Annotated in this window: 18 protein-coding genes, 1 CRISPR repeat array and 1 other annotated feature; of the genes, 5 read left to right on the forward strand and 13 right to left on the reverse strand. The window is 35.2% G+C overall.

From position 1 onward, the window contains the following. Positions 1–19: 19 nt before the first annotated feature. The 10 genes from HYG86_RS02525 to HYG86_RS02570 all read right to left on the reverse strand — a co-directional run bounded on the left by HYG86_RS02525 (position 20) and on the right by HYG86_RS02570 (position 9,502). Positions 20–1,180 (reverse strand): cysteine desulfurase family protein, encoded by a 1,161-nt coding sequence (locus HYG86_RS02525; protein ID WP_213167379.1) that lies wholly within the window; start codon positions 1,178–1,180, stop codon positions 20–22. Between the two features lie 127 nt (positions 1,181–1,307). Beyond that, a complete protein-coding gene (locus HYG86_RS02530) occupies positions 1,308–2,654 on the reverse strand; it encodes an extracellular solute-binding protein (protein WP_213167380.1) in 1,347 nt (448 codons plus the stop codon). 10 nt (positions 2,655–2,664) lie between these two features. Next, entirely contained in the window at positions 2,665–3,633 is a 969-nt protein-coding gene (locus HYG86_RS02535; RefSeq protein ID WP_213167381.1) for a L,D-transpeptidase family protein, read from the reverse strand. A gap of 265 nt (positions 3,634–3,898) precedes the next feature. Continuing rightward, positions 3,899–4,258, reverse strand: a complete 360-nt coding sequence (locus tag HYG86_RS02540; protein ID WP_213167382.1) for an Hsp20/alpha crystallin family protein — start codon at positions 4,256–4,258, stop codon at positions 3,899–3,901. An 11-nt stretch (positions 4,259–4,269) separates the two neighbouring features. Next, the gene (gene splB / locus HYG86_RS02545) at positions 4,270–5,280 is read right to left on the reverse strand and encodes a spore photoproduct lyase (protein WP_213167383.1); all 1,011 of its coding nucleotides are present in this window, start codon (positions 5,278–5,280) and stop codon (positions 4,270–4,272) included. A 139-nt stretch (positions 5,281–5,419) separates the two neighbouring features. Further along, positions 5,420–5,980, reverse strand: coding sequence for a GerMN domain-containing protein (locus HYG86_RS02550; protein WP_213167384.1), 561 nt, complete (start codon positions 5,978–5,980; stop codon positions 5,420–5,422). Positions 5,981–6,075: 95 nt separating this feature from the next. Continuing rightward, complete coding sequence (locus HYG86_RS18145) at positions 6,076–6,819, reverse strand: acyltransferase (RefSeq protein ID WP_246451867.1); 744 nt, start codon at positions 6,817–6,819, stop codon at positions 6,076–6,078. A 68-nt stretch (positions 6,820–6,887) separates the two neighbouring features. Further along, positions 6,888–8,285, reverse strand: a complete 1,398-nt coding sequence (locus HYG86_RS02560; protein WP_213167385.1) for a sensor histidine kinase — start codon at positions 8,283–8,285, stop codon at positions 6,888–6,890. Beyond that, positions 8,286–8,966, reverse strand: a complete 681-nt coding sequence (locus HYG86_RS02565) for a response regulator transcription factor (RefSeq protein ID WP_213167386.1) — start codon at positions 8,964–8,966, stop codon at positions 8,286–8,288. 2 nt (positions 8,967–8,968) lie between these two features. Then, a complete protein-coding gene (locus HYG86_RS02570; protein ID WP_213167387.1) occupies positions 8,969–9,502 on the reverse strand; it encodes a 4Fe-4S binding protein in 534 nt (177 codons plus the stop codon). A gap of 191 nt (positions 9,503–9,693) precedes the next feature. Between HYG86_RS02570 and HYG86_RS02575 the strand changes: the two genes are divergently transcribed. From HYG86_RS02575 to HYG86_RS18430, 3 genes are all read left to right on the forward strand, one after another. Then, positions 9,694–10,611, forward strand: a complete 918-nt coding sequence (locus HYG86_RS02575) for a LysO family transporter (protein WP_213167388.1) — start codon at positions 9,694–9,696, stop codon at positions 10,609–10,611. 75 nt (positions 10,612–10,686) lie between these two features. Next, positions 10,687–11,655, forward strand: a complete 969-nt coding sequence (locus HYG86_RS02580) for a DUF4236 domain-containing protein (RefSeq protein WP_213167389.1) — start codon at positions 10,687–10,689, stop codon at positions 11,653–11,655. Positions 11,656–11,855: 200 nt separating this feature from the next. Further along, positions 11,856–12,011 carry a hypothetical protein gene (locus tag HYG86_RS18430; protein WP_484477035.1) on the forward strand — a complete coding sequence of 52 codons (156 nt, stop codon included), beginning with the start codon at positions 11,856–11,858 and terminating at the stop codon, positions 12,009–12,011. A gap of 192 nt (positions 12,012–12,203) precedes the next feature. Here HYG86_RS18430 and HYG86_RS02590 read toward each other — a convergent pair whose 3' ends face one another. Together HYG86_RS02590 and tyrS are read right to left on the reverse strand one after the other, a co-directional pair. Continuing rightward, positions 12,204–13,805, reverse strand: coding sequence for an IS1182 family transposase (locus HYG86_RS02590; protein ID WP_213165501.1), 1,602 nt, complete (start codon positions 13,803–13,805; stop codon positions 12,204–12,206). 115 nt (positions 13,806–13,920) lie between these two features. Continuing rightward, complete coding sequence (tyrS, locus tag HYG86_RS02595) at positions 13,921–15,153, reverse strand: tyrosine--tRNA ligase (protein WP_213167390.1); 1,233 nt, start codon at positions 15,151–15,153, stop codon at positions 13,921–13,923. A 190-nt stretch (positions 15,154–15,343) separates the two neighbouring features. Next, positions 15,344–15,558: a binding site (T-box leader), on the reverse strand. 107 nt (positions 15,559–15,665) lie between these two features. Here tyrS and HYG86_RS02600 point away from each other — a divergent pair. Both HYG86_RS02600 and HYG86_RS02605 read left to right on the forward strand, forming a co-directional pair. After that, positions 15,666–16,244: a hypothetical protein gene (locus HYG86_RS02600; RefSeq protein ID WP_213167391.1), complete on the forward strand. Its 579-nt coding sequence runs from the start codon at positions 15,666–15,668 to the stop codon at positions 16,242–16,244. A gap of 152 nt (positions 16,245–16,396) precedes the next feature. Continuing rightward, positions 16,397–17,593, forward strand: a complete 1,197-nt coding sequence (locus HYG86_RS02605; protein WP_213167392.1) for an L-lactate MFS transporter — start codon at positions 16,397–16,399, stop codon at positions 17,591–17,593. A 160-nt stretch (positions 17,594–17,753) separates the two neighbouring features. Then, positions 17,754–20,703: direct repeats of the CRISPR family, unit length 30 nt; unit sequence CTTTACATTCTACTGTAGTTCTATTAAGGG. Between the two features lie 186 nt (positions 20,704–20,889). Here HYG86_RS02605 and cas2 read toward each other — a convergent pair. Next, entirely contained in the window at positions 20,890–21,168 is a 279-nt protein-coding gene (gene cas2 / locus HYG86_RS02610; protein ID WP_213167393.1) for a CRISPR-associated endonuclease Cas2, read from the reverse strand. Positions 21,169–21,172: the final 4 nt, after the last annotated feature.

A 21,172-nucleotide genomic window follows, 5' to 3' on the forward strand; every position in this document is an offset into this window, starting at 1 on the left:
TTACTCTCTCCTTCTATACTTAAGCCATAAACAAGCTTAGTTCATTGACAGCTTCAATAATCTTTTCCACTGCGTAACATACATCATCTTCGTTATTATATCTAGAAAAGCTGATTCGTATTGCACCTTCGATATATTCCTTTGGAACATCTATGGCTTTAAGTACATGACTTGTACCTTGTTGTTTAGATGAGCAGGCTGAGCCTGTGGATACAAACACGCCCTTACTCTCAAGTGCGTGAACTAACACTTCTCCCTTTAATCCTCTAAAGGCCGTATTTAATATGTGTGGAGCTGAATAATCTAGGGGAGTCAGAAGTAATGCATCTTTGGTAGATCCTTTTATCTTATCCCAGACATAATTTCTGAGCTTTGAAATTTTAGTAGTATCTTGTTTGTTATTTGCAAATATTTTCTCACATGCCTTTGCCATAGCGTAAAAACCTGGTACATTTTCAGTGCCGGACCTAAGGCCAATTTGTTGGCCTCCACCTAACATTATGGGTGCTATTTTGAGCTTGTCTTTAACATAAAGTGCCCCCACCCCTTTTGGTCCATGAAGTTTGTGGCTACTTAGTGATAGTAAGCTAATGTTACTAGCTAAAAGATCTATATCTATTTTCCCATAGCCTTGAACTGCATCAACATGGAATATACATAAAGGATTATTTGCTTTGATTTGCTGGCCTATTTCCCATAGAGGCTGTTCTGTGCCAATTTCATTGTTAACCACCATAATGGATACCAAAATAGTTTCTCTGTTCAACTCAGTTTTTAACTGTTCTAAATTAACTACTCCACTTTCATCAACATCTAAATATATAACTTCAAATCCCAGTGACTCATAGTATTTAAATATCTCTAAGACAGATGGATGTTCGATTTTTGTTGTGATAATTTTATTGCCACGGTTTCTAAAAGCATTTATAGTGCCATGGATTGCAATATTGTTACTTTCGGTTCCACCAGAAGTAAATAGGATCTCTTGGGGTTTGGCCTTTAAAGTATTTGCCACAATTGACTTCGCTTCTTTTAGTTTTTTTTCACTTTCCACACCCAATTGATGAAGGGAAGACGGGTTGCCGTAATATTTTTTCATTGTTTCATAATATGTATCTAACACCTTTGGATCCATAAAGGTAGTAGAGCTGTTATCAAGATAAACTTCTTTATATGTCATATTCTTGCCCACCTCAAATAATTTTCTCTCATTAATTTACCATATTATCTTAAAAAGAGCAAAAAAAAGCCCCGAATATTTCGGAGCTTTGATTACTAACAATTATTTTTCCTATATATAAACTCTTTTAATTTGTGTTTAACTCATTGAAAAAAGTACCCACATCCTTTTTGCCTTGCCAAAATTCATCTAGTAGAACTTGAATAGCTTGAATTCCTTCTTGTTCTGCTTTTATGTTTTCAAAATACCTACTATACATGGGCTTTCCATGGATTGCAGATAGTTGTACCGAACGGTTACTAAAATCATCTAGACCATTTTTGTTACTCCAGGTTTTCGTTAAGCTTTCTTTAGCAGGTATGAATCCTGGAGCCTGTGAAAACTCTAGACTATATATCTCAGCCAAATGGTTTATAATCTCCACAACTAACTTAGAATGATCTTCTCCTTTATAACTACCTTGACTAAATGGAATGGCGGAAACTGTGCTCATGGCGTAACGCTGAGTATAGTCCCTTTTGTGGGGATATGGCATTAAGAAAGTATTTATTTCTTTCGTACTTCCTGCACCTTTAATTTCACTTCCCTTAAGCTTTTCATTTCTCTCTAGGGTCTCTGCCACCAACCAAGTATCTATTCCACCTATAATGCCTACCTCACCATGCCAAAAGTCCACTAACCACCTGGGGTTATAGCTTAGAAAACCTTGTTCTAAATATGTGTTTAAAGATACATACATGTCAATCATAGTTTGGCCATACCAATTTAAACTACTTCCATTCATAACATTGTTTACGTCACCTTGAACCAGTAAACTAGATGTAAAAACACCTTTATAGTCCATTACGTTCATAGGTTTCTTATTTGTAGATTTTATATCTGATAAAAGTTTTTCAAGTTCCTCAAAGGTCCATCCATTTACAGCTATACCAATAATGTCTTCAAACTGTTCAATTATCTCCAAATTGGCAATTAGCATCTCAGGTTTTGCAATTAAAGGGTACCCTATGTAATCTTCATTATATTTTACATATTCTAGGGGACCGTTAAGGAAGGTCCCATCATCTAGTTGCATGTATTTATTTATGGGAATTTGTAACTCAGTATCAATAAAAGGTGTTCCATACCAATCAATAACAATGTCTGCCATATTTTTTTTCTTGATACCTGTAGTGATTTTTTTGGTATACTCTTCCTCTGATAGGAGTTTCACTTCAAGTTGAACATTGGAATATTTTTCTTGCAAACTTACTGCTATCTCATTCCACACCCTCTGTTGATCTTCTTCAAGTATAAAGAAGTTAGGGTTTTTTAAATCCCATATCTCAATAACATAGTTTTTATTTTCATTTATGGATACATCTGGATTATAATTCCTTTGATCAATCCTTTGATAGCCAAAGTAAAAATAAACACCTAAACCTAACAAAATAATCATGGACAATGCTACACCAACTCTTATTATCTTAGCCAACACTCATCACCTACCTTAACCCTAACAAATAAATCATATTTTCATCAACAATACCTGTTTCCGGCAACCTATAATGCCTTTGGAAATTCTTTACTTGTTTTTCTGTTTCATCAAGGAATTTCGATGTTCCACCACCAGGAGAAAAGCCATAATCCCTTAAGGCCCTTTGTACGTATACTACATCTTGACCTACCATACCTTTTTTATATTCTGTACGAAAGGTAGGCGGCCATCTATCAGAAATAACAGAAACAGGTGTCCCAACTTCCACCCACTCATATAACCTTTCAACATCCTTATTATATAACCTTATACAGCCTGCACTTTGAGCATGACCTATTGCTCCAGGATTATTTGTTCCATGGATTCCATATCCTCCCCATGGGCAACTTAGCCTCATCCATCTAGTCCCAAATCCATTGTTGGGCATATAAGATTTATCAACTATGGTCCAGTCCCCTACAGGGGATGGGTCCTTTGCTGTACCGATGGTTATTGGAAATGTTACGTATTCTTCACCGTCACTATAAAGTGTTAGCTTGAACTTATCAATGTCAACTACAATTTTTAACTCGCCTTTTGGAGGCTCTTTTTCCTCTGTTTCTGTATGGGTATCCCCTATGTATAATGCTTCTAGTAATTCTACATTTACAATCCCATCTGGTTCTATTCCTAGGTCTTGTTGGGCACTTCTAACTGCTTCAACGATGCTACCTGTGTATACGCCGTTTATTTCACCGTCGTAGTAGCCCATTCTTTCTAATTGTATCTGTATCTCTGCAACATCATGACCTTGTAGTGGAGGGTCTTGTGGAATAAGGACCCTATCGGTTTCACAAACACACATATGGTCTATTCCAGCAGTTGTAGGTTTAATTGCTTTATCTAAACTGAAAAGAACTCCAAAGCCAACTACTACAAGCAACAAAACAATTATGAAGTAAAAAATTAGCTTCTCTTTATTTAATACTAAAAACAACTCATTCACCCCCTAGATTCCTATTTAAAGTTATTCAGTAATACTTAATATAATTCATACAAAAATAAAAAAAATGTCGAATGACATTTCAGTTTACGAAAAGATAACTTAATTTGGTAGGGGATGGCCTTGTACCCTCCTGATCTTCAAAAGCTGCTAGACTTTCATACTGTCAGGCCATACACGAGGTAATCTCAACGGAAGAAAGGGCGAGGAAGGACGTATTGAGAGCAAAAAACTACCACTAAAAAGGCCAAAGAGCTTTTTAGTGGTAGTTTTGGTTTTTTGGCATATGCACTACTAGTACACCATCTTCATAATACAGTTCTGTTTCATCACTTAAGATATCGGCGGTAATTGGAACTTGTCTAAATATTTTTCCCATTTTACGTTCCATGATTCTAAATTCTTCTCCATGGTTATAAATAGCTTCGCCTTTCCTTTCGCCCCTTATGATAACACTATCATCTGCAATGAGAATATCCATGTCATCAAAGTGCACACCGGGAATATCAGCAGCTATTCTGAGATATTCATGTGTTTCTACTACGTCCACATCAGGTTCAAAGGCAGGTGTTAAATCTAAATGTTCTCGAACTTTTCTTCTTATTATGGCTCTACCCATGCTTTCACCTCCTAGACTAAGTACAGTATTTGTGCTTTTGGAAAGAGTTTTTCTATATTCTCCCTAAAAAATACCTCAACCTTTTCATAATCTGCCTTTTTATATACGTATTTAGTATAACCAAACTGACCAAACTTTAATTTTCGCTGAGAATCGTCCATGGGCAAATTAGTTTGTGGAAAAACTTCTAAAATATTATCTTTTGCCCTTGTGGTATACCGATGGGTTATTAGTTCAAATGACAAAGATGGTACGGGGTGAAGGCTTTCCTTTAGCTTAATTAACAAACTCATATAGTCCTCTTGCCAACCATCATATAAAAATATGGGAGCAATAAGAAAACCCATGGGATAACCGGCTTGGGAAATTTTGTTAGCAGCTTTTATTCTGGCAGTGGAATTTGCTGTTCCTTTTTCATATTCTTTAATTACTTTTTCAGTATTTAAGCTAAAGCGAAAAGTTGTATTGTTGTTATGGGGAACATTTAACAGTGTGTCCACATCGGTAAACTTTGTTACAAAACGAAAGCGGGCCTTTCTTTCTTTTCCGAAATATGTTATAGCTTTTCTTAGTGAATTTGTATATGGCTCCACAGCTAAAGGATCCGATGTAGCTGCACCTTCAAATATAGTGATATCTTCCCGTTCTTCAATGTATTTTTGGGCCTGATTAAGTATTTCATCAGTATTAACATATACTTTTATGTACGGTCTTTTTCCGAGGGTAGTTTGTAGGTAACAGTATTCGCAAAGCCCTGGGCAACTGCTAACTAAAGGAAGTTGGTAGTGGGCAGATGGTTTACAGGTTTGGAACTTCAAGCTCTTTCTAACAGCCACAACCATTGTCTTTTTGGCTTCAACATAACCTTCACTTATGTTATCACTGTCAACTCCTGTAACCCTTGAGCTTTTAAGTTTTCGCACTTCTACGCCTTCCATATTTGTAAATAATTCGAATAATTCTTTTCCTAACTGATAATCAAAAGAATCCGGCTCAAATAATACCCGCTTTGGTTTAAACATTTCAGATTCTCCTTTTTTTGTTAGTATATCCGAGTTTTTTATTTTTTAGTTTATCAGCATAGTAAAAAGCGTATAAATCTATCCTTTACCTTAAACCTTAATTACAACAAAAAAGCGCCATAGGGGCGCGAATTTTGAGTTAATTGCCTATAAACGTATCTTTTCTGCTAAGGGGATCCATGATATAAACATGACCTAATAGAGTCTCAAGTTTTCTACCTTCTATTAATATTTGCACACTATCAATATCATCAAATTGAGTTAAAGTATAAACTATTGATTCTACTGTGAACATCTCAGATGCAGATCCACCCCAATGTTTCGATTGAATGTCTTTAGAAAAATTTACGAAAGCTATTTTATCAACTATGTCTAAACTAATAATTTTGGTTTCTTTAGGAATAGTTGGATTAAGGGCTTTATTATTAGGCCCCTCTATAAGTTGCTCGAGTATCTTAATTTCAAACCTTCCAGTGTAGGAAATTTCCTCCCTTACTGGGACCAATTCAGTTGAATCCTTATCTACATAGTATAGTTCTACTGATTTCACATGAGTAGATGGGTTAGGATCTATATGTGGATAGCTGTTGTTTTTAACTTGGGCTTGATTTAATGTATGGTTACCAGTCCAGGCAAATACCACTAGTACGAGAACAACAAAAATTGATGTGGTTATGGCTAAAATCTTTAGGTTACCCATCAGAAACTTCCTTTCTATTATTTTAGTAACCTTAGTATACACTATAATCTTTACAAATGTATTAATTATTTATCATTTAGGTGGTAGGGTGTTTTCTATCTCCATGATATATTCTCTTTGATTATTTTAGCTGGATTTCCACCTGCTAAAATGTTTGAGGGTAAATTTTTATTTACAACGGCACCTGCTGCTATAACCACATCATTGTCAATGGTTACACCTTTAAGTATTGTGGCGTTACAACCAATCCACACGTTGTTTCCTATAGTTATTTCTCTTTTGCATTCTTGTTTACCATCATATTCAATTTCATGAAAGTCTGAATCAATGATACTTGTTCCCCAAGATATTGCGCATTTTTTACCTATCTCCATATTGGAGCTACAAAAGATTTTTGCATCAGCTGTTACATATGTGCCATCATTTAATGTTAGTTTCCCGCCTCGGGCTACCACAATCTGAACTCCAGGTCCTATCTTCACCCTACCATTAATGATTAGTGTTGCACCATCGTAAACCAAAACATTAGCAGATGAGCTAGATAAGTTTGTAATATATCTACCTCCCACGAAGAACTGACCTTTGATTATAACTTTACTGCCAGGCTTCCTTACAAACCGGCTGCGCCAGTCAACTACAAGCTGCAGTGGTTTAAAAATATTTAATCCGTATATTAATCTAATAAAAAAACTATATACTAAATTAATAATGAATACAGGATGATTTGTGATAAGTCTCAATTGTCTTTTTATTGTATTGTTTTTAGTTCCTTTTTTGGCCTTTTCGAAATGATACTCCGACATTCTTAATCCCTCCATTACTATTAATAATATACTCATAAGTAATGGAATTATTTAGCCAAAATGTATTTGTTTTAAAATAATTAATAATTGTTCTAGTAACTAGCCTAATAACTAAGCTTAGGTAAAGAGACAGTGAATTTAGTCCCTACTCCTTCTTCACTTTCAACTTCTATTCTACCTTTGTGTAAATCTACAACTGTTTTCACAATGGAAAGGCCTATACCAGACCCACCAGTTTCCCTATGTCTTGTCTTATCAACACGATAAAACCTATCAAAAATATATCCGATGTCTTCTTGGGGTATCCCCTTACCGTTATCTTCAATTTCAAGGATATAGTAACTTTCTTCTTTTCTTAAAGAAATATTAACTAAACCACCTTCTTGGGTGTATTTAACTGCATTTTCCATGATATTTAATGTCATAGCTTTAATTTTTTCCCTGTCTGCGTAAAAGTGCTCACGATGGGAAAAGTCCTCAAAGCTGACCTTAATATTTTTGTTTTCTGCTATTTTACAAATAGACATAAGTGAATGGCTAACTACTTCTGCGAAGATAAAATCGGATTTTTTCAAGGGAACATTAATATTACTAATCTTATTTAACTGTAATATGTTGTTTACCATAGATGTCATACGATCAACCTCTGAAATAATATCCCCATGGAACTCATGATAAACATCTATGTTTGTTTCCCCTTCTAAGGCCTCTGTCAATACTTTAATAGTGGCCAAAGGTGTTTTTAAGTCGTGTGATATGTCTCCTAAAAATCTGAGCCTATTGGTTTCAATCTTTTCTAGTTGCTCTGCCATGGAATTAAAGGATTCACCTAAAGCCCCTATTTCATCATTGGATTTAATTTCAACACGGGAATTCAATTCACCCTTGCTCATTCTTTTTGATATTTTAGTAAGTTTATCAATAGGCTTTACTAAGGAATTGGCAAGTAAAAAAGAAAGGATGATAACTATTACTCCACTAATTACTGATATACTTAACATAAGTGTCCTTATATAGCCTACAGCTTGTTTTACATCACTGATGGGCGAGGAAGTAAATACTGTCCCTACAACATCTCCTTCTTGAATAATTGGCACAGCCACATACATAACCCAACCACTTTGCGGCAAGTTATGTATTCCGTGTTCATTTATTCCCTGTAGTGCTTGACTTACCTCGAAATGGCTTAGGACTGTCCCCTCCATTGTACTTTCTTGGACTGAATCCACCAACACTTTACCAGTGGCATCGGTGTAGATTATTCTCGAATCCATTCTAGGGATGTAGTAGCCAAGCATTTCCCTTACATTGTACGCTGAGTTATCTACATTATTTGCTATAGTTGTCGCTATGATGTTTGCTGTGGTTAATTGGCTAACTCTCCTTTGATTTATATAATACTCACTCATAGATGAGCTAACAAACAGGTTAGTAATGGTCATTGTTGTTAACAAAATCAGAACAAATATTAATGTTATCTTCCACTTTATACTAACATACATCTAATTCCCTCCGAAATAATACCCCACACCCCATTTAGTTGCAATATACTTTGGATTAGAAGGGTCATCCTCAATTTTCTCTCTAATTCTCCTTACATGAACATCCACTGTTCTTATATCACCAAAAAATTGATAACCCCAAATCATTTCTAAAAGGTTTTCTCTTGTATAAACACGCCCTGGATGTGCCGATAGAAGTGCAAGTAAATCAAACTCCTTTGCGGTCATCTCAACGTTTGATCCTTTTAATACAACCTGGCGGTTAGTTGGAAATATTTTCAGGTCCCCCAAATCTATTTTATTTGTTCTATACTCTTTTACTGCCCTTCGTAATATCGCTTTTATCCTTGCAATAAGCTCCCTTGTGTTAAATGGTTTTGTCATATAATCATCTGCACCAAATTCCAATCCAAGGATTTTATCAACATCGTCACCTTTTGCTGTAAGCATAATTATAGGCACCTCGGACATCTTCCTTATTTGCTGGCACAGAGTCATACCATCTATTTTAGGAAGCATTAAATCCAAAATTATGAGGCTATATTCGTTTTGTTCAACCTGGTTTTTCCCTTCCTGACCATCGTATGCAGTGTCAACCTCAAAGCCTTCTTTTGTGAGACTGTGTTTTAGCCCTTTTGCTAACAGCTGCTCATCATCAACAATAAGAATTCTTTCGCTCATCCTTATTCCCCTCTCATATAAACAGATTTGTAGTTCATTTCTCCCACGGGACATACATCTAAACATTTTTGGCATGCTCTTAATGAAAAAGGAGCACATCTGTAAACCATTACACCTTTAAGGTTGATAGCCTTGCCTGGACAAATGTCAGCACACTTACCACATTTTATACAGTTATCAGGGCTGTGGCCAGTAAACGCCTTTATGGGTGCACTGGTATAAAAGGCTGAAAACAGAAGGTTACCTCCATATTTATCATGCAATATACTTCTATTTAAACCCCTTTCACCTACACCTGATTTACGGGCTAAGCCGCGCAAATCTTCCTTTAAGCTAATAGGACTTACTGCTTTGTTTTGATAACCCCATTTATCAAGATAGCTAAATGTTTCAATATATCCTTGACGAAACTTATTAAATAAGGAAAAATATACTGTAGACAAGTCTTTTAATCCTTCTTGTTCCCGCAAGTGTATTGGGAGCTTCACTCCACATAAAACATATCTAGTTTTGGTGGATTTTTCTCCAAATGTCACTAGGTCTACACCATTTTTCTTTAATATACCTCGATGTCTTTGTTTATTTCCATATCATCACACTCCATCTATAGCTTGTGATGATAGTTTTCGCATCTACTATAATTATATTAAACATTATTTATAATTCGTTACAATTTCTTAATATTCCTGCTTTTTTCATGTTAAGTTTTTAAGGAGTGAGAGTTTTCATGTTAATAATACTGCTTTTCGTAATGGCTGGGTATCTCGTAGGCCAATTTTTATTAAAAGAAAGTGCTAAAAAGTTAAATCAAACTTTACTCAACTACTGGCTTTTGGGTTTGCTTTTTGTTATGGGTGTATCATTGACTGTGGATAGGGAGATAGTATCAAATTTACAAGCATTGGGATTAGCATCTTTAATTATTGCTTTCTCCTCTGTTTTGGGAAGTGTTCTTTTGCTATCATTACTAAGTCCTTTGTTTAAGACATTAATTACTAAGGAAGATAAAACTGCTGCTGTTCACGAAACCAGCAATACTTTTTTGATATTCATCCTTGGGGCATTAGTTTTAGGGGCAATGGGAGGACTTCTTTTACCATGGGAACTGAGTAATTTTTTAGAGTCCACTGTAGAGTATCTTCTATATTTATTATTGTTTTCCGTAGGTTACGACCTATATTGTAACAGGCATTTAATAGGATTAGTAAAAACCCTAGGTGCCAAGGTTCTTCTCATTCCCCTGGCAATAATCATAGGAACCCTTTTATTTTCATTACCCTCAGCTATTTTCATGCCTTATACTTTAGGGGAAGTTGGTGCAGTTGCTTCGGGCTTTGGGTGGTACAGCCTCTCTTCTATTATCATAAGTAGTACTTACAGCAATACCTTAGGCATAATAGCACTACTAACTAACGTCTTTCGAGAGGTAATAGCTTTTATAGTTACTCCCCTTGTACCTAAAATATTGCCAAAAATTTCAGGTATAGCTCCTGCAGGTGCAACTTCTATGGACACACTTCTTCCTCTGATATCAAAATCCTGTGGATCAGAGTACACAGTCCCTGCCTTAGTTTCAGGAATTATAATATCCTCAACGGTTTATTTATTAGTGCCTTTTTTTATTGAAATGGCACATAGATTTTAGAGAGGATTTATTTAAAACTGAGCTTTTCTTTTTTATGTAGTACAGTATTATCAATTAAATATGGAGGGGATTTTTATGGGTTTACGTTTTAGAAAAAGCATTTCATTAGGCAAGGGTGTTCGTTTAAACATTAGCAAAAGGGGTGTTGGAGTAAGTGCCGGTGTTAAAGGTGCACGGGTGGGTATAGGCCCTAGGGGCATACGGAAAACTGCTTCTATCCCTGGTACAGGGATTTCATATGTTGAGGAAAAATCCTTAAGTAGCTCAAAGAAAAAACGCAATAATTATAATGGTGCCAGTGGGACAGAAGGTTCTAATAATCTAAGGTCCAGTATTCCAACGCAAAGTTTAACAGGGACTCATTGGGTTTGGGGTATTATTTTAGGATTTGTGCTTATTTTTAATAATCCTATTGTGGGTTTACCTTTACTGGGTACCTCTTTTTATTTTTTTAGAAAGAAAATGCATGAACCTCAAAACAAGTCAAAAACTGAATACAACAAAGGTGTCTCAGAGTTTAAAAAGAACAATTTAGATCGTGCAAATTCCTTCCTTGATAGGGCTTTACAGTATGACCAATCAAATCATATGGCTCGATTATTATTGACAAATATAGCCTTTAGCCAAGGAAAGTATGATAAAGTATTAGCTAACTTAGAAAAATTACCCGATGCAGTATACGACGACCCTAGCATCTCATTTGCTGCTGCCATAAGCAATTTTTCTTTGAAAAGTTATGATAAAGCTATCCCTCTATTACAACAATTAAATAACATAGAAGGATACCAAGACGAAGTAAGTATTTTTTTGGGAAGGTGTTTTTTGGAAAAGGGTATGTATACTTTAGCTGTAGAGTCCTTTAAAAAAGGTCCAGTGCTAAAAAGAACCATGAATCCAGTGGTCATGGAAGCGAAGTATTGGTTAGGTGTAACTTACATTAAATTAGGCGATAATAAAAAAGCTAATACTCAGCTGTCCAAGGTATATGCAGAGGATGTGAATTTTAGGGATGTGGCAAGGTATGTTGAGGAGTTAGGTTTTTAAAGGGTTTAAAATAGGCTTGGTTTTTATTTTTTATTTTTCGGGAAAACTATTTCAAAGGAGGTTATGCTATGATTGAAGTGACTAAAGCAGCTACAGATCATATTGAGAAAGTAGTTAAGGATGAAGACAAAAGTATAGAAGGAAATTTTATTAGACTATACATGGCTGCTGGTTGAGGTGGCCCACAATTACAACTGGCTCTGGAAGAGTCAGCAAAACCCGATGACACAGAGTTTTCCCAGAACGGTATTAAGTTTCTTATAAGTGAAAAAAATGCACCTTACTTCCAAAACACTAAGCTAGACTTTGTAAAAGGAGTCTTCGGTAATGGGCAGTTTAAATTGTTAAAAATCTAGTAATCTTAAAGCATAATAAACAAAAGAGGGTGTCGCAAAACTACTGAATAAGTAGTTAGCGACACCCTCTTTTTGTTAAAAAAAATAGGATATTAATAAATTTTAAGTGCAGCAAAGAGAAATTTTCCTAAGAGTTTGTTTTTAGACGCACTTAAATAAGACTATAGAATATTAGTCTTTTCAATCTCCAAACTATGAGACTTTCAGTTCATGAAGGTGATGCCCACAGCGCCCATTCTTAAGCTTGGCATGAAGTTTATTCATGTTATAGCCTAAGCCTAATAGAAGTGTTTCTACACTCACGCTGTGGATACCTCTTGTCAAAAATCTTTGAAATCCATAATCTTGCTTTAGAACTCCAAAAGCACCTTCAGCCTGAATAGACCTGTTAACCCTGAGTTTAACTCCGTTTTTAGACACTATATTTTGATATGATATTTGCCTTTTCTCTATAAACTTTTTAGATACCTGTAACTTTTTGTTACCTTGTGCTTTTGTACATTTAGGCTTAAACTGACAGTTTGTACAATCCTCACATTCGTACACAGTGGCTTCAGATTTATAGCCAGTTACTGATGTTCTAATGATTTTACCAGTAGCTTTTAATTTCTTGTTGTTGTGACATGTATACTCATCGAGCTTAGAATCATAAACCATATTTTCGCGCTTGCTTATATCTTTTTTAAAGCTTCTTTTTTTCCATCTATCATAAGTCTGGGGTTTTATATAGTATGTATATCCCTTCTTTTCGAGGAAAAGGTAATTTTCCTCACTTTCATACCCAGAGTCTGCAATTATGTTTTTATACTTTAATTTTAATCTTTCCTCCATCTTTCCTAGGAAGGGGATCAATGTACCAATATCTGATCTGTTTTGGAATACTCCTACGGATACTATATACTCACTCTCTACACCTATTTGCAAATTGTAGCCAGGCTTTAGTTGAGAGTTTCTCATGTGGTCATCTTTCATTCTCATAAAAGTAGCACCTGTATCTGTTTTAGAGTAACTACTTCTACCTTGGAATATTTCATTGCATGAATCGTACTTCACTTGTCTTTCATAAAATGACTGCACTTCCTCAGTAAATTTTTGAAGCTTACTTTTTCTTTTGCCGATTCCATAAACAAATTCTACTTTTCCCTCTTCCTTCCTTTGCTTTAAGAAGGACAATATGCAGTTTAAATCGTCTAACATTCTCTCCTTGGAAACTATAAATTCGACACTATAATGTTCATTTAAATCTCTCAAGAAGTTCTGTACTTTATCAAACATCTTAGCTTCATTTTTCTTTACGACCTTATCCCATACAAACGTATATTTATTTGCATTGGCTTCTATTTTTGTCCCATCAATAAAGAGATTCTCAAATTTAACTTCACCTATTTCTTTTAAATGTAAGATGAATTGGTAAAACAAATCTTCAACTGCATTAGATAAGTAAATCTTTCGGAACCTTGCAATAGTGCTATGATCGGGGCATTTATTTCCCTCTAATAGCCACATAAAATTTATATCTCTTTTGCATGCAGTTTCAATTTTTCTACTTGAATAAATGTTATTCATGTAAGCGTAGGTTAACACCTTAAAAAGAAGTTTTGGTTCAACTGCTGGTTTTCTTCCCTTAGAAGAGTATGCCTTGTATAAACCTTGATAGTTTAATCCCTCCAATATTTGGCTTAGCAGTCGAACAGAATCATCTTCAGGTATTAAAGTTTCTAAATTTAATGGTAAAACTAATTGATAACTACCATTAAATCGGGTATAATATGAGTGTTGTGTATTTGTTCTCATAAACCAATTATACAACACTAGCGGACCCTTTGGGCCCGCTTTTTATTATTTTTATACAAAAAAGAGGCTGAATGCACAATGAATTATTCATTCATTGTGCAACAGCCCCTTTTGCTTATTTAATAGTAACTTGATGGTAAACTTTCTTCCCTTTTTTAATCATTATTGTATTCTCATTGAAATTTTCCACTGTTATTAACTGGTTAATATCTGTGATTTTCTCCCCTTCCACAGATACGCCACCTTGTTGTACTAGCCTTCTCCCCTCACTTTTAGAAGCTATTAAACCTACCTCTTGTAGTAAGTCTAGTATGGCGATACCACTTTCAAATACTCCCATAGAAAGCTCACTAGATGGCACAGATCCAGCTACTCCACCTTTTTCAAAAAGTGCTCTAGCAGCTTCTTTTGCTTTACTGGCTTCTTCTTCACCATGTACAATTTTTGTAACCTCAAAGGCTAGTACTTCTTTTGCCTTGTTTATCTCTGCCCCTTCTAGGTTAGCAAGGCTATTTACCTCAGCCATTGGTACAAAGGTCAGTAGCTTCAAGCAGTTTACAACATCAGCGTCATCGATATTTCTCCAGTATTGGAAAAACTCATATGGTGATGTCTTTTCAGGGTCAAGCCAGATAGCACCTGCTTCTGTTTTTCCCATTTTCTTACCTTCACTGGTTGTCAGTAGTGTAAATGTCATACCAAAGGCTGGCTTAGCTTCCACACGTCGTATTAAATCTGCCCCAGAAATGATATTTGACCATTGATCATCTCCACCTAGTTGCAAAGTACAATTGTAGCGTCTAAATAACTCTAAGAAGTCGTAGGATTGCATCAGCATGTAGTTAAATTCTAGGAAAGATAGACCTTTTTCCATTCTAGATTTGAAACACTCAGCAGTAAGCATACGATTTACTGAGAAATGTCTACCTACCTCCCTTAAAAAGGGGATATAGGTCAAACCCATTAACCAATCGGCATTATTAACCATTATTGCCATATCTTCGCCAAAATCCAAAAATCTTGAGATTTGCTCCTTAAATCGTTCACTATTATGCTTAATATCCTCTTCAGTAAGCATCTTTCTCATATCAGTTTTTCCAGTGGGGTCACCGATCATTGTTGTACCTCCACCGATTAGTACAATAGGCTTGTGACCAGCCCTTTGCATGTGAGCCATTGCCATAAGCTGTAAAAAGTGCCCTATGTGCAAGCTATCAGCAGTTGGATCGTAGCCCGTATAAAAAGTAACGTGCTCATTCCCCAAAAGCTCACGAATCTCATCTTCATGGGTAGCCTGTTTGATAAAACCCCTTTCTTGCAAAACATCAAAAACGTTAATATTAGTCATGTTTGTTACCTCCTTTTATTCAGTAGACAGCAGTCAGTAGTCAGCGGACAGGAAAAGAATTCTATTCGCATTTCCCTTAAGCCCTCAGTGTTAGCATTCTAAAAACGTCCTTCAGTGGCCTTTTCTTTACAGTGTGAAGGTGTGAGAATTTTAAGTTTTTTAGGGTATAAAAAAGGGCCCTGCTCGTCTGTTTAAGGACGAGAGGACCCGTGGTACCACCTTAATTCCCATTACGAAAAATAATGGCTCAAGACCATGTTAACGGGATGGTGCCCGTCAAAGTTTTTGACTTTGCAACTCAGAGACCATAATTCATTTCACAGTGTACTGTAGACCTTTCACCATCCGATCTACTCTCTATATTGTAACCACTGGAAACTACTTCGTTCCCCTCACAGTATTTCTTATTTATTGTTACCTATATTAACATATTTATTTACCATAATGCAATAACTTATTGTATTTTATTAAAAATTTTCTATATAATATACATAAGACAAGGAGGAATGAGAATGATAAAGAAAATTGCACTTACATTGTTCATTATTATTGTTTTTTTTAGTAATAATACCTTAGCCGGTGATATTCCAGAAGCAATAATGAGTGGGGAAAATCAAGCTCTTTTCATAGGTACTATCACATCAATAAATACTGATAAGTTTCAAATAACCCCCTCAACTGTTATAATGGGTAGCATTGAATCACCTACGGTAAATATAGAAAAATTTGATAATTATTATGGCAATAACCTTAGTCCAGCTATTGGTGATATTATAGTAGCTGTTCTCATAGACGAAAACAAAATTGATTCCCTCTGGGTGTTCAAAGCTACTTCAGCTGACTACGAAACCCTTGAACTTATAAGCGAGCCTTACTCAATGGTTGTGCGCTATCAAGAATATATCAACTCCGGTGAATACTTTAGAGCACAAGAAAAAATTGATACAGAAACCACAACTGAAGTTATAGCACAGACAAATACAGATGATGAACAAGATAACTCCAACAATAGAATTTACCTATATACACTTATGGCAGTGCTATCGGTCTTTGTATTAGTTAGATTATTCCTCAACAAAAGAAACCATTAATTTACCCTTTGAAAATTCAAAGGGTTTTTTTATTTTTTCTTGTATTGTAACTTAAATCTCTTTATAATATTATCTAGCGCTAATAGCTACTACTAAAAATTTATATAATATCCATTTATCACACAAACTATAAAAAAAATCGGAGGAGTCATATGTCAAAATCAATTCAGCGCTGGATGATACTACTAGGTACAGTATTACTGCAATTTTCAATTGGTGCAATCTACTCATGGAGCCTATTCAATCAGCCTCTAGCAGAAAAATTCGGTTGGCAAGAAAGTGAAATAGTTTTTACCTTTGGAATAACCGTTTTTATGTTTGCCTTCGCAACATTATTCTCGGGTCCTCTCCAGGACAAAATAGGGCCGAAAATAGTTGCAAGTATTGGTGGTATTCTATACGGAACAGGACTATATCTAACATCAACTGCTACCACTTTGCTACAACTATATTTATATTATGGAGTAGTTGTAGGCCTAGGGGTAGGTTTCGTTTACGTCTGCCCACTTACAACATGTTTAAAATGGTTTCCAGATAGAAAAGGCTTTATAACAGGTGTATCATTAGGTGCCTTTGGGACAGGGAGTCTAATATTTAAACCCCTCATTGAATATCTATTAGCCAACTATGGGGTCTCAAATACGTTTCAATTTTTAGCAATAATCTTCTTCGTAATTATAATCATCGGTGCCCAGTTACTTAAAAATCCACCTAATATATCAGTGTATGTCTCTAAAAATGACAATGCTCCAGTAAAGAAAAGTTATACTGTGGTGGAAATGATAAAAACTAAGAGTTTCTATATCCTTTGGTTTATGCTGCTTTTAGGTGCAACCAGTGGATTATTAGTTATAGGCTTAGCAAAGGATATAGGAATAGAACTTGCTGGCCTCACTCCCACAGTGGCAGCAAATGCCGTGGCAGTAACAGCCATATTTAACACTTCAGGCAGACTTGGTCTAGGAGCCTTATCAGATAAGTTGGGTAGATTAAATGTAGTATTAATAACATTTATACTTACTTCAATTACTATGTTATTCATGAGCATATTCCCACTAAACTTCATAACATACATGATCAGTATAGCAATAATAACACTATGCTTCGGAGGTTTAATGACAATCTACCCAACCATTTCAGGTGAGTATTATGGCATAAAAAATCTAGGTGCTAACTACGCTATTATCTTCCAAGCCTATGGAATATCAGCCCTGCTCGGACCTGCCTTGGCCTCGTATATAGGGGATTTAAGAGTGACCTTCGCAGTGGCAGGAGGGTTATCAATTGTAGGCGCAGCGTTGTGTTTGTGGTTAATAAGAATATGGAAAAACAAGGAAGTCTCAGAGTAAGAGGCTTCCTTTTGTTATATAGAGCAAAACCCTTAGCCCATTCTACTGAGCTCTAGAAGGGCCAAAACCATATATTTCTACCTGGTCAAATTCTCTCTTACATTCTGTAGTTCTAATAAGGGTAACAATGTTGGAGATAATCGAGAAGCGTAAAGCACTACTTTACATTCTACTGTAGTTCTATTAAGGGAGTTGTTGTCTACCCCAAGCTGTAACAGCTATGGCCATCTTTACATTCTACTGTAGTTCTATTAAGGGAGTATGGCCACTATACCTATGGATAATTTGCATAAAGCTCTTTACATTCTACTGTAGTTCTATTAAGGGCCCAATCATCAATAATTTGCAAACCTTTTGCTTTGCCCTTTACATTCTACTGTAGTTCTATTAAGGGCGATGGATAGAGGACTTAAGCGAAGCTTTAAACGTATCTTTACATTCTACTGTAGTTCTATTAAGGGAAAAATATCATATCGTCTATATATCGTGCGTAGTATCTTTACATTCTACTGTAGTTCTATTAAGGGTCTGATTCCCTTTTTTGTTGGAGTCTGCTTTTACTCTCTTTACATTCTACTGTAGTTCTATTAAGGGTACAGTAAATAGCCATGGCCAAAGTATTTCTAGCCAACTTTACATTCTACTGTAGTTCTATTAAGGGGATTTTCTCTAATAAATACATTGCTCAACCTTTCATCCTTTACATTCTACTGTAGTTCTATTAAGGGAGTGAGGGGTAAAGATGATAAATAGAGTTGTTCTCGTCTTTACATTCTACTGTAGTTCTATTAAGGGGGCCACAAAGAAGAATGATAAGGCACAACGTCGAAGACCTTTACATTCTACTGTAGTTCTATTAAGGGCTAAACTCTATGGATTTTATAATGCGCTAATAACCCTTTACATTCTACTGTAGTTCTATTAAGGGTTGCATTGCCTATAGTCTCAGCCTTCCTCGCTACGCTCTTTACATTCTACTGTAGTTCTATTAAGGGCAGTACATTTAAAGATCCAATGGGCACTAAGTAAATTCTTTACATTCTACTGTAGTTCTATTAAGGGTAAGTTCTCTAGTTCTTTCTCTACTGATATCCTCACTTTACATTCTACTGTAGTTCTATTAAGGGGCCTTAACTCTCTGCACTACTCCATCAGCTACTAATCTTTACATTCTACTGTAGTTCTATTAAGGGTTTAGATGGAAAACCATCTGTGGACTATATTAAAAACTTTACATTCTACTGTAGTTCTATTAAGGGACCAAAGCAGGACTTACAAAAATCGGTTTAATCCATCTTTACATTCTACTGTAGTTCTATTAAGGGCTACTTAAGGCGCATCAACTACAAAAGAAAAAAGGACTTTACATTCTACTGTAGTTCTATTAAGGGGTAACAGTCTTATTTGGCCCCTTTTCTTCTTGTACCTTTACATTCTACTGTAGTTCTATTAAGGGATATAAATATTTCTTATAAAGTATAGCCATAGTTATCTTTACATTCTACTGTAGTTCTATTAAGGGGATATTTAACTAAAATAATGAAAGATGCTATGTTGAGCTTTACATTCTACTGTAGTTCTATTAAGGGGAAATATTAAGAGTTTCACCTGCCTATTTAATGGGTCTTTACATTCTACTGTAGTTCTATTAAGGGGACTGTAGGAGAAATATTTCAGTTTAAGGTCAAAGCTTTACATTCTACTGTAGTTCTATTAAGGGTTTTATTTTTCATTTTATACCTCCATCTAGGTTAAGCTTTACATTCTACTGTAGTTCTATTAAGGGTGCATTGAATACATTACAAAAATAGGTCTTACTAATCTTTACATTCTACTGTAGTTCTATTAAGGGTGCTATAAAAGTCATTCATGACGACATTGGACATATCTTTACATTCTACTGTAGTTCTATTAAGGGCATGGTATGGATTGGAATAACAATAGGTTGTGTGGTCTTTACATTCTACTGTAGTTCTATTAAGGGTTTTTGATTGTGTTTATTTCAGCTGCTATTATATTTCTTTACATTCTACTGTAGTTCTATTAAGGGACTATTATCGTGGTGGGGCTTAATAGCTGTTGCAATCTTTACATTCTACTGTAGTTCTATTAAGGGAAGAGAAGAAGTAAAGATTATAGAAGGTATGGATAACTTTACATTCTACTGTAGTTCTATTAAGGGCATATCTTCAGCAGAAATAACCTGTAAGTTATCCGACTTTACATTCTACTGTAGTTCTATTAAGGGTAACGCTTTGATCGCCTTTACAGCTGCTTCGTTCTTCTTTACATTCTACTGTAGTTCTATTAAGGGTAATATTTTTTATGATTTGAAGTTAGTTACAAGGAACTTTACATTCTACTGTAGTTCTATTAAGGGTTCTTCCCTATAGTATCCTCCCCAGTAGGGAAATCCTTTACATTCTACTGTAGTTCTATTAAGGGCCTGTGCCATTTCCACAACTCGATCTCTATCTTCTTCCTTTACATTCTACTGTAGTTCTATTAAGGGATCTACACAAATAACTATATCCACTTTATCTATCCACCTTTACATTCTACTGTAGTTCTATTAAGGGCAGCATTAAAGAAAGCCCAAGAAGATGCCCCTAAGGACTTTACATTCTACTGTAGTTCTATTAAGGGCGTAGAGGAGGGTAAGCATGAAACAAACACATCCAGACTTTACATTCTACTGTAGTTCTATTAAGGGGAGAGAAGTAATGTCATGATAACAACATTATATGACTTTACATTCTACTGTAGTTCTATTAAGGGAAAAACAGTCTACGGGAGGGGTAAATATGTTTTGGATCTTTACATTCTACTGTAGTTCTATTAAGGGAATGGAGGCATCTAAAATATGCTCTTAAAAAGATGTCTTTACATTCTACTGTAGTTCTATTAAGGGCAAAGAATATTCCGTTTGTAACGTTTACTTTGACCCTTTACATTCTACTGTAGTTCTATTAAGGGAAAAATGATTTATAATGTTTGTAGATATTATGAATTGCTTTACATTCTACTGTAGTTCTATTAAGGGCTTTAGTAAAGGTAAAAAACAAGTATGTAATTCCAAACTTTACATTCTACTGTAGTTCTATTAAGGGGCGTTTCTTTGTGATACTTGGTACTATTGGTTTAAAGCATGGTAATTTGTCGATGTAGTTATTTTTTAGGTGTTTTTAAATATTTTTTCTACCCTTTTCACCTTTCATGACACTGCAACTCTTATACCGCCTGGGCTTGTCGATGCCATATTGTTTTTACATTACTATAGGTCGACATACAAACTACTAAAAAAAATTAGATGTTTTATTATCTTTCTTTCCAAGGAATTCTTTTGTCAGCCATTTTTCGTCTCTACTCTTAAAAATAATAAAAGAGTCTTTTTCATCCCGTATGTATAGATTAAGCTCTTTTTTTAGTTTCATTAAGTTTAGTTCAGAAAGGTTTCCTTCAAATACAGATTTCTGGATGTGCGTTAAGTAACGTTTACAAATCTTGAAGGCATTTCTTTGTACTTTTGCTCCTTTTTCATCCATCATTATATCATACATTAAAACAATATACATTTAA

This window comes from Alkalicella caledoniensis (genome assembly GCF_014467015.1).
Classification (GTDB): Bacteria; Bacillota; Proteinivoracia; order Proteinivoracales; family Proteinivoracaceae; genus Alkalicella; species Alkalicella caledoniensis.

Excerpts from the sequence above, each read along its gene's own strand:
- HYG86_RS02590 (WP_213165501.1), bottom strand. The coding sequence starts at position 13,805 with ATGAGAACAAATACACAACACTCATATTATACCCGATTTAATGGTAGT.
- cas2 (WP_213167393.1), bottom strand. The coding sequence starts at position 21,168 with ATGTATATTGTTTTAATGTATGATATAATGATGGATGAAAAAGGAGCA.
- HYG86_RS02540 (WP_213167382.1), bottom strand. The coding sequence starts at position 4,258 with ATGGGTAGAGCCATAATAAGAAGAAAAGTTCGAGAACATTTAGATTTA.
- HYG86_RS02600 (WP_213167391.1), top strand. The coding sequence starts at position 15,666 with ATGATAAAGAAAATTGCACTTACATTGTTCATTATTATTGTTTTTTTT.
- HYG86_RS02525 (WP_213167379.1), bottom strand. The coding sequence starts at position 1,180 with ATGACATATAAAGAAGTTTATCTTGATAACAGCTCTACTACCTTTATG.
- HYG86_RS02575 (WP_213167388.1), top strand. The coding sequence starts at position 9,694 with ATGTTAATAATACTGCTTTTCGTAATGGCTGGGTATCTCGTAGGCCAA.
- tyrS (WP_213167390.1), bottom strand. The coding sequence starts at position 15,153 with ATGACTAATATTAACGTTTTTGATGTTTTGCAAGAAAGGGGTTTTATC.
- HYG86_RS18145 (WP_246451867.1), bottom strand. The coding sequence starts at position 6,819 with ATGAGTATATTATTAATAGTAATGGAGGGATTAAGAATGTCGGAGTAT.
- splB (WP_213167383.1), bottom strand. The coding sequence starts at position 5,280 with ATGTTTAAACCAAAGCGGGTATTATTTGAGCCGGATTCTTTTGATTAT.
- HYG86_RS02550 (WP_213167384.1), bottom strand. The coding sequence starts at position 5,980 with ATGGGTAACCTAAAGATTTTAGCCATAACCACATCAATTTTTGTTGTT.
- HYG86_RS02565 (WP_213167386.1), bottom strand. The coding sequence starts at position 8,966 with ATGAGCGAAAGAATTCTTATTGTTGATGATGAGCAGCTGTTAGCAAAA.
- HYG86_RS02605 (WP_213167392.1), top strand. The coding sequence starts at position 16,397 with ATGTCAAAATCAATTCAGCGCTGGATGATACTACTAGGTACAGTATTA.
- HYG86_RS02580 (WP_213167389.1), top strand. The coding sequence starts at position 10,687 with ATGGGTTTACGTTTTAGAAAAAGCATTTCATTAGGCAAGGGTGTTCGT.
- HYG86_RS02560 (WP_213167385.1), bottom strand. The coding sequence starts at position 8,285 with ATGTATGTTAGTATAAAGTGGAAGATAACATTAATATTTGTTCTGATT.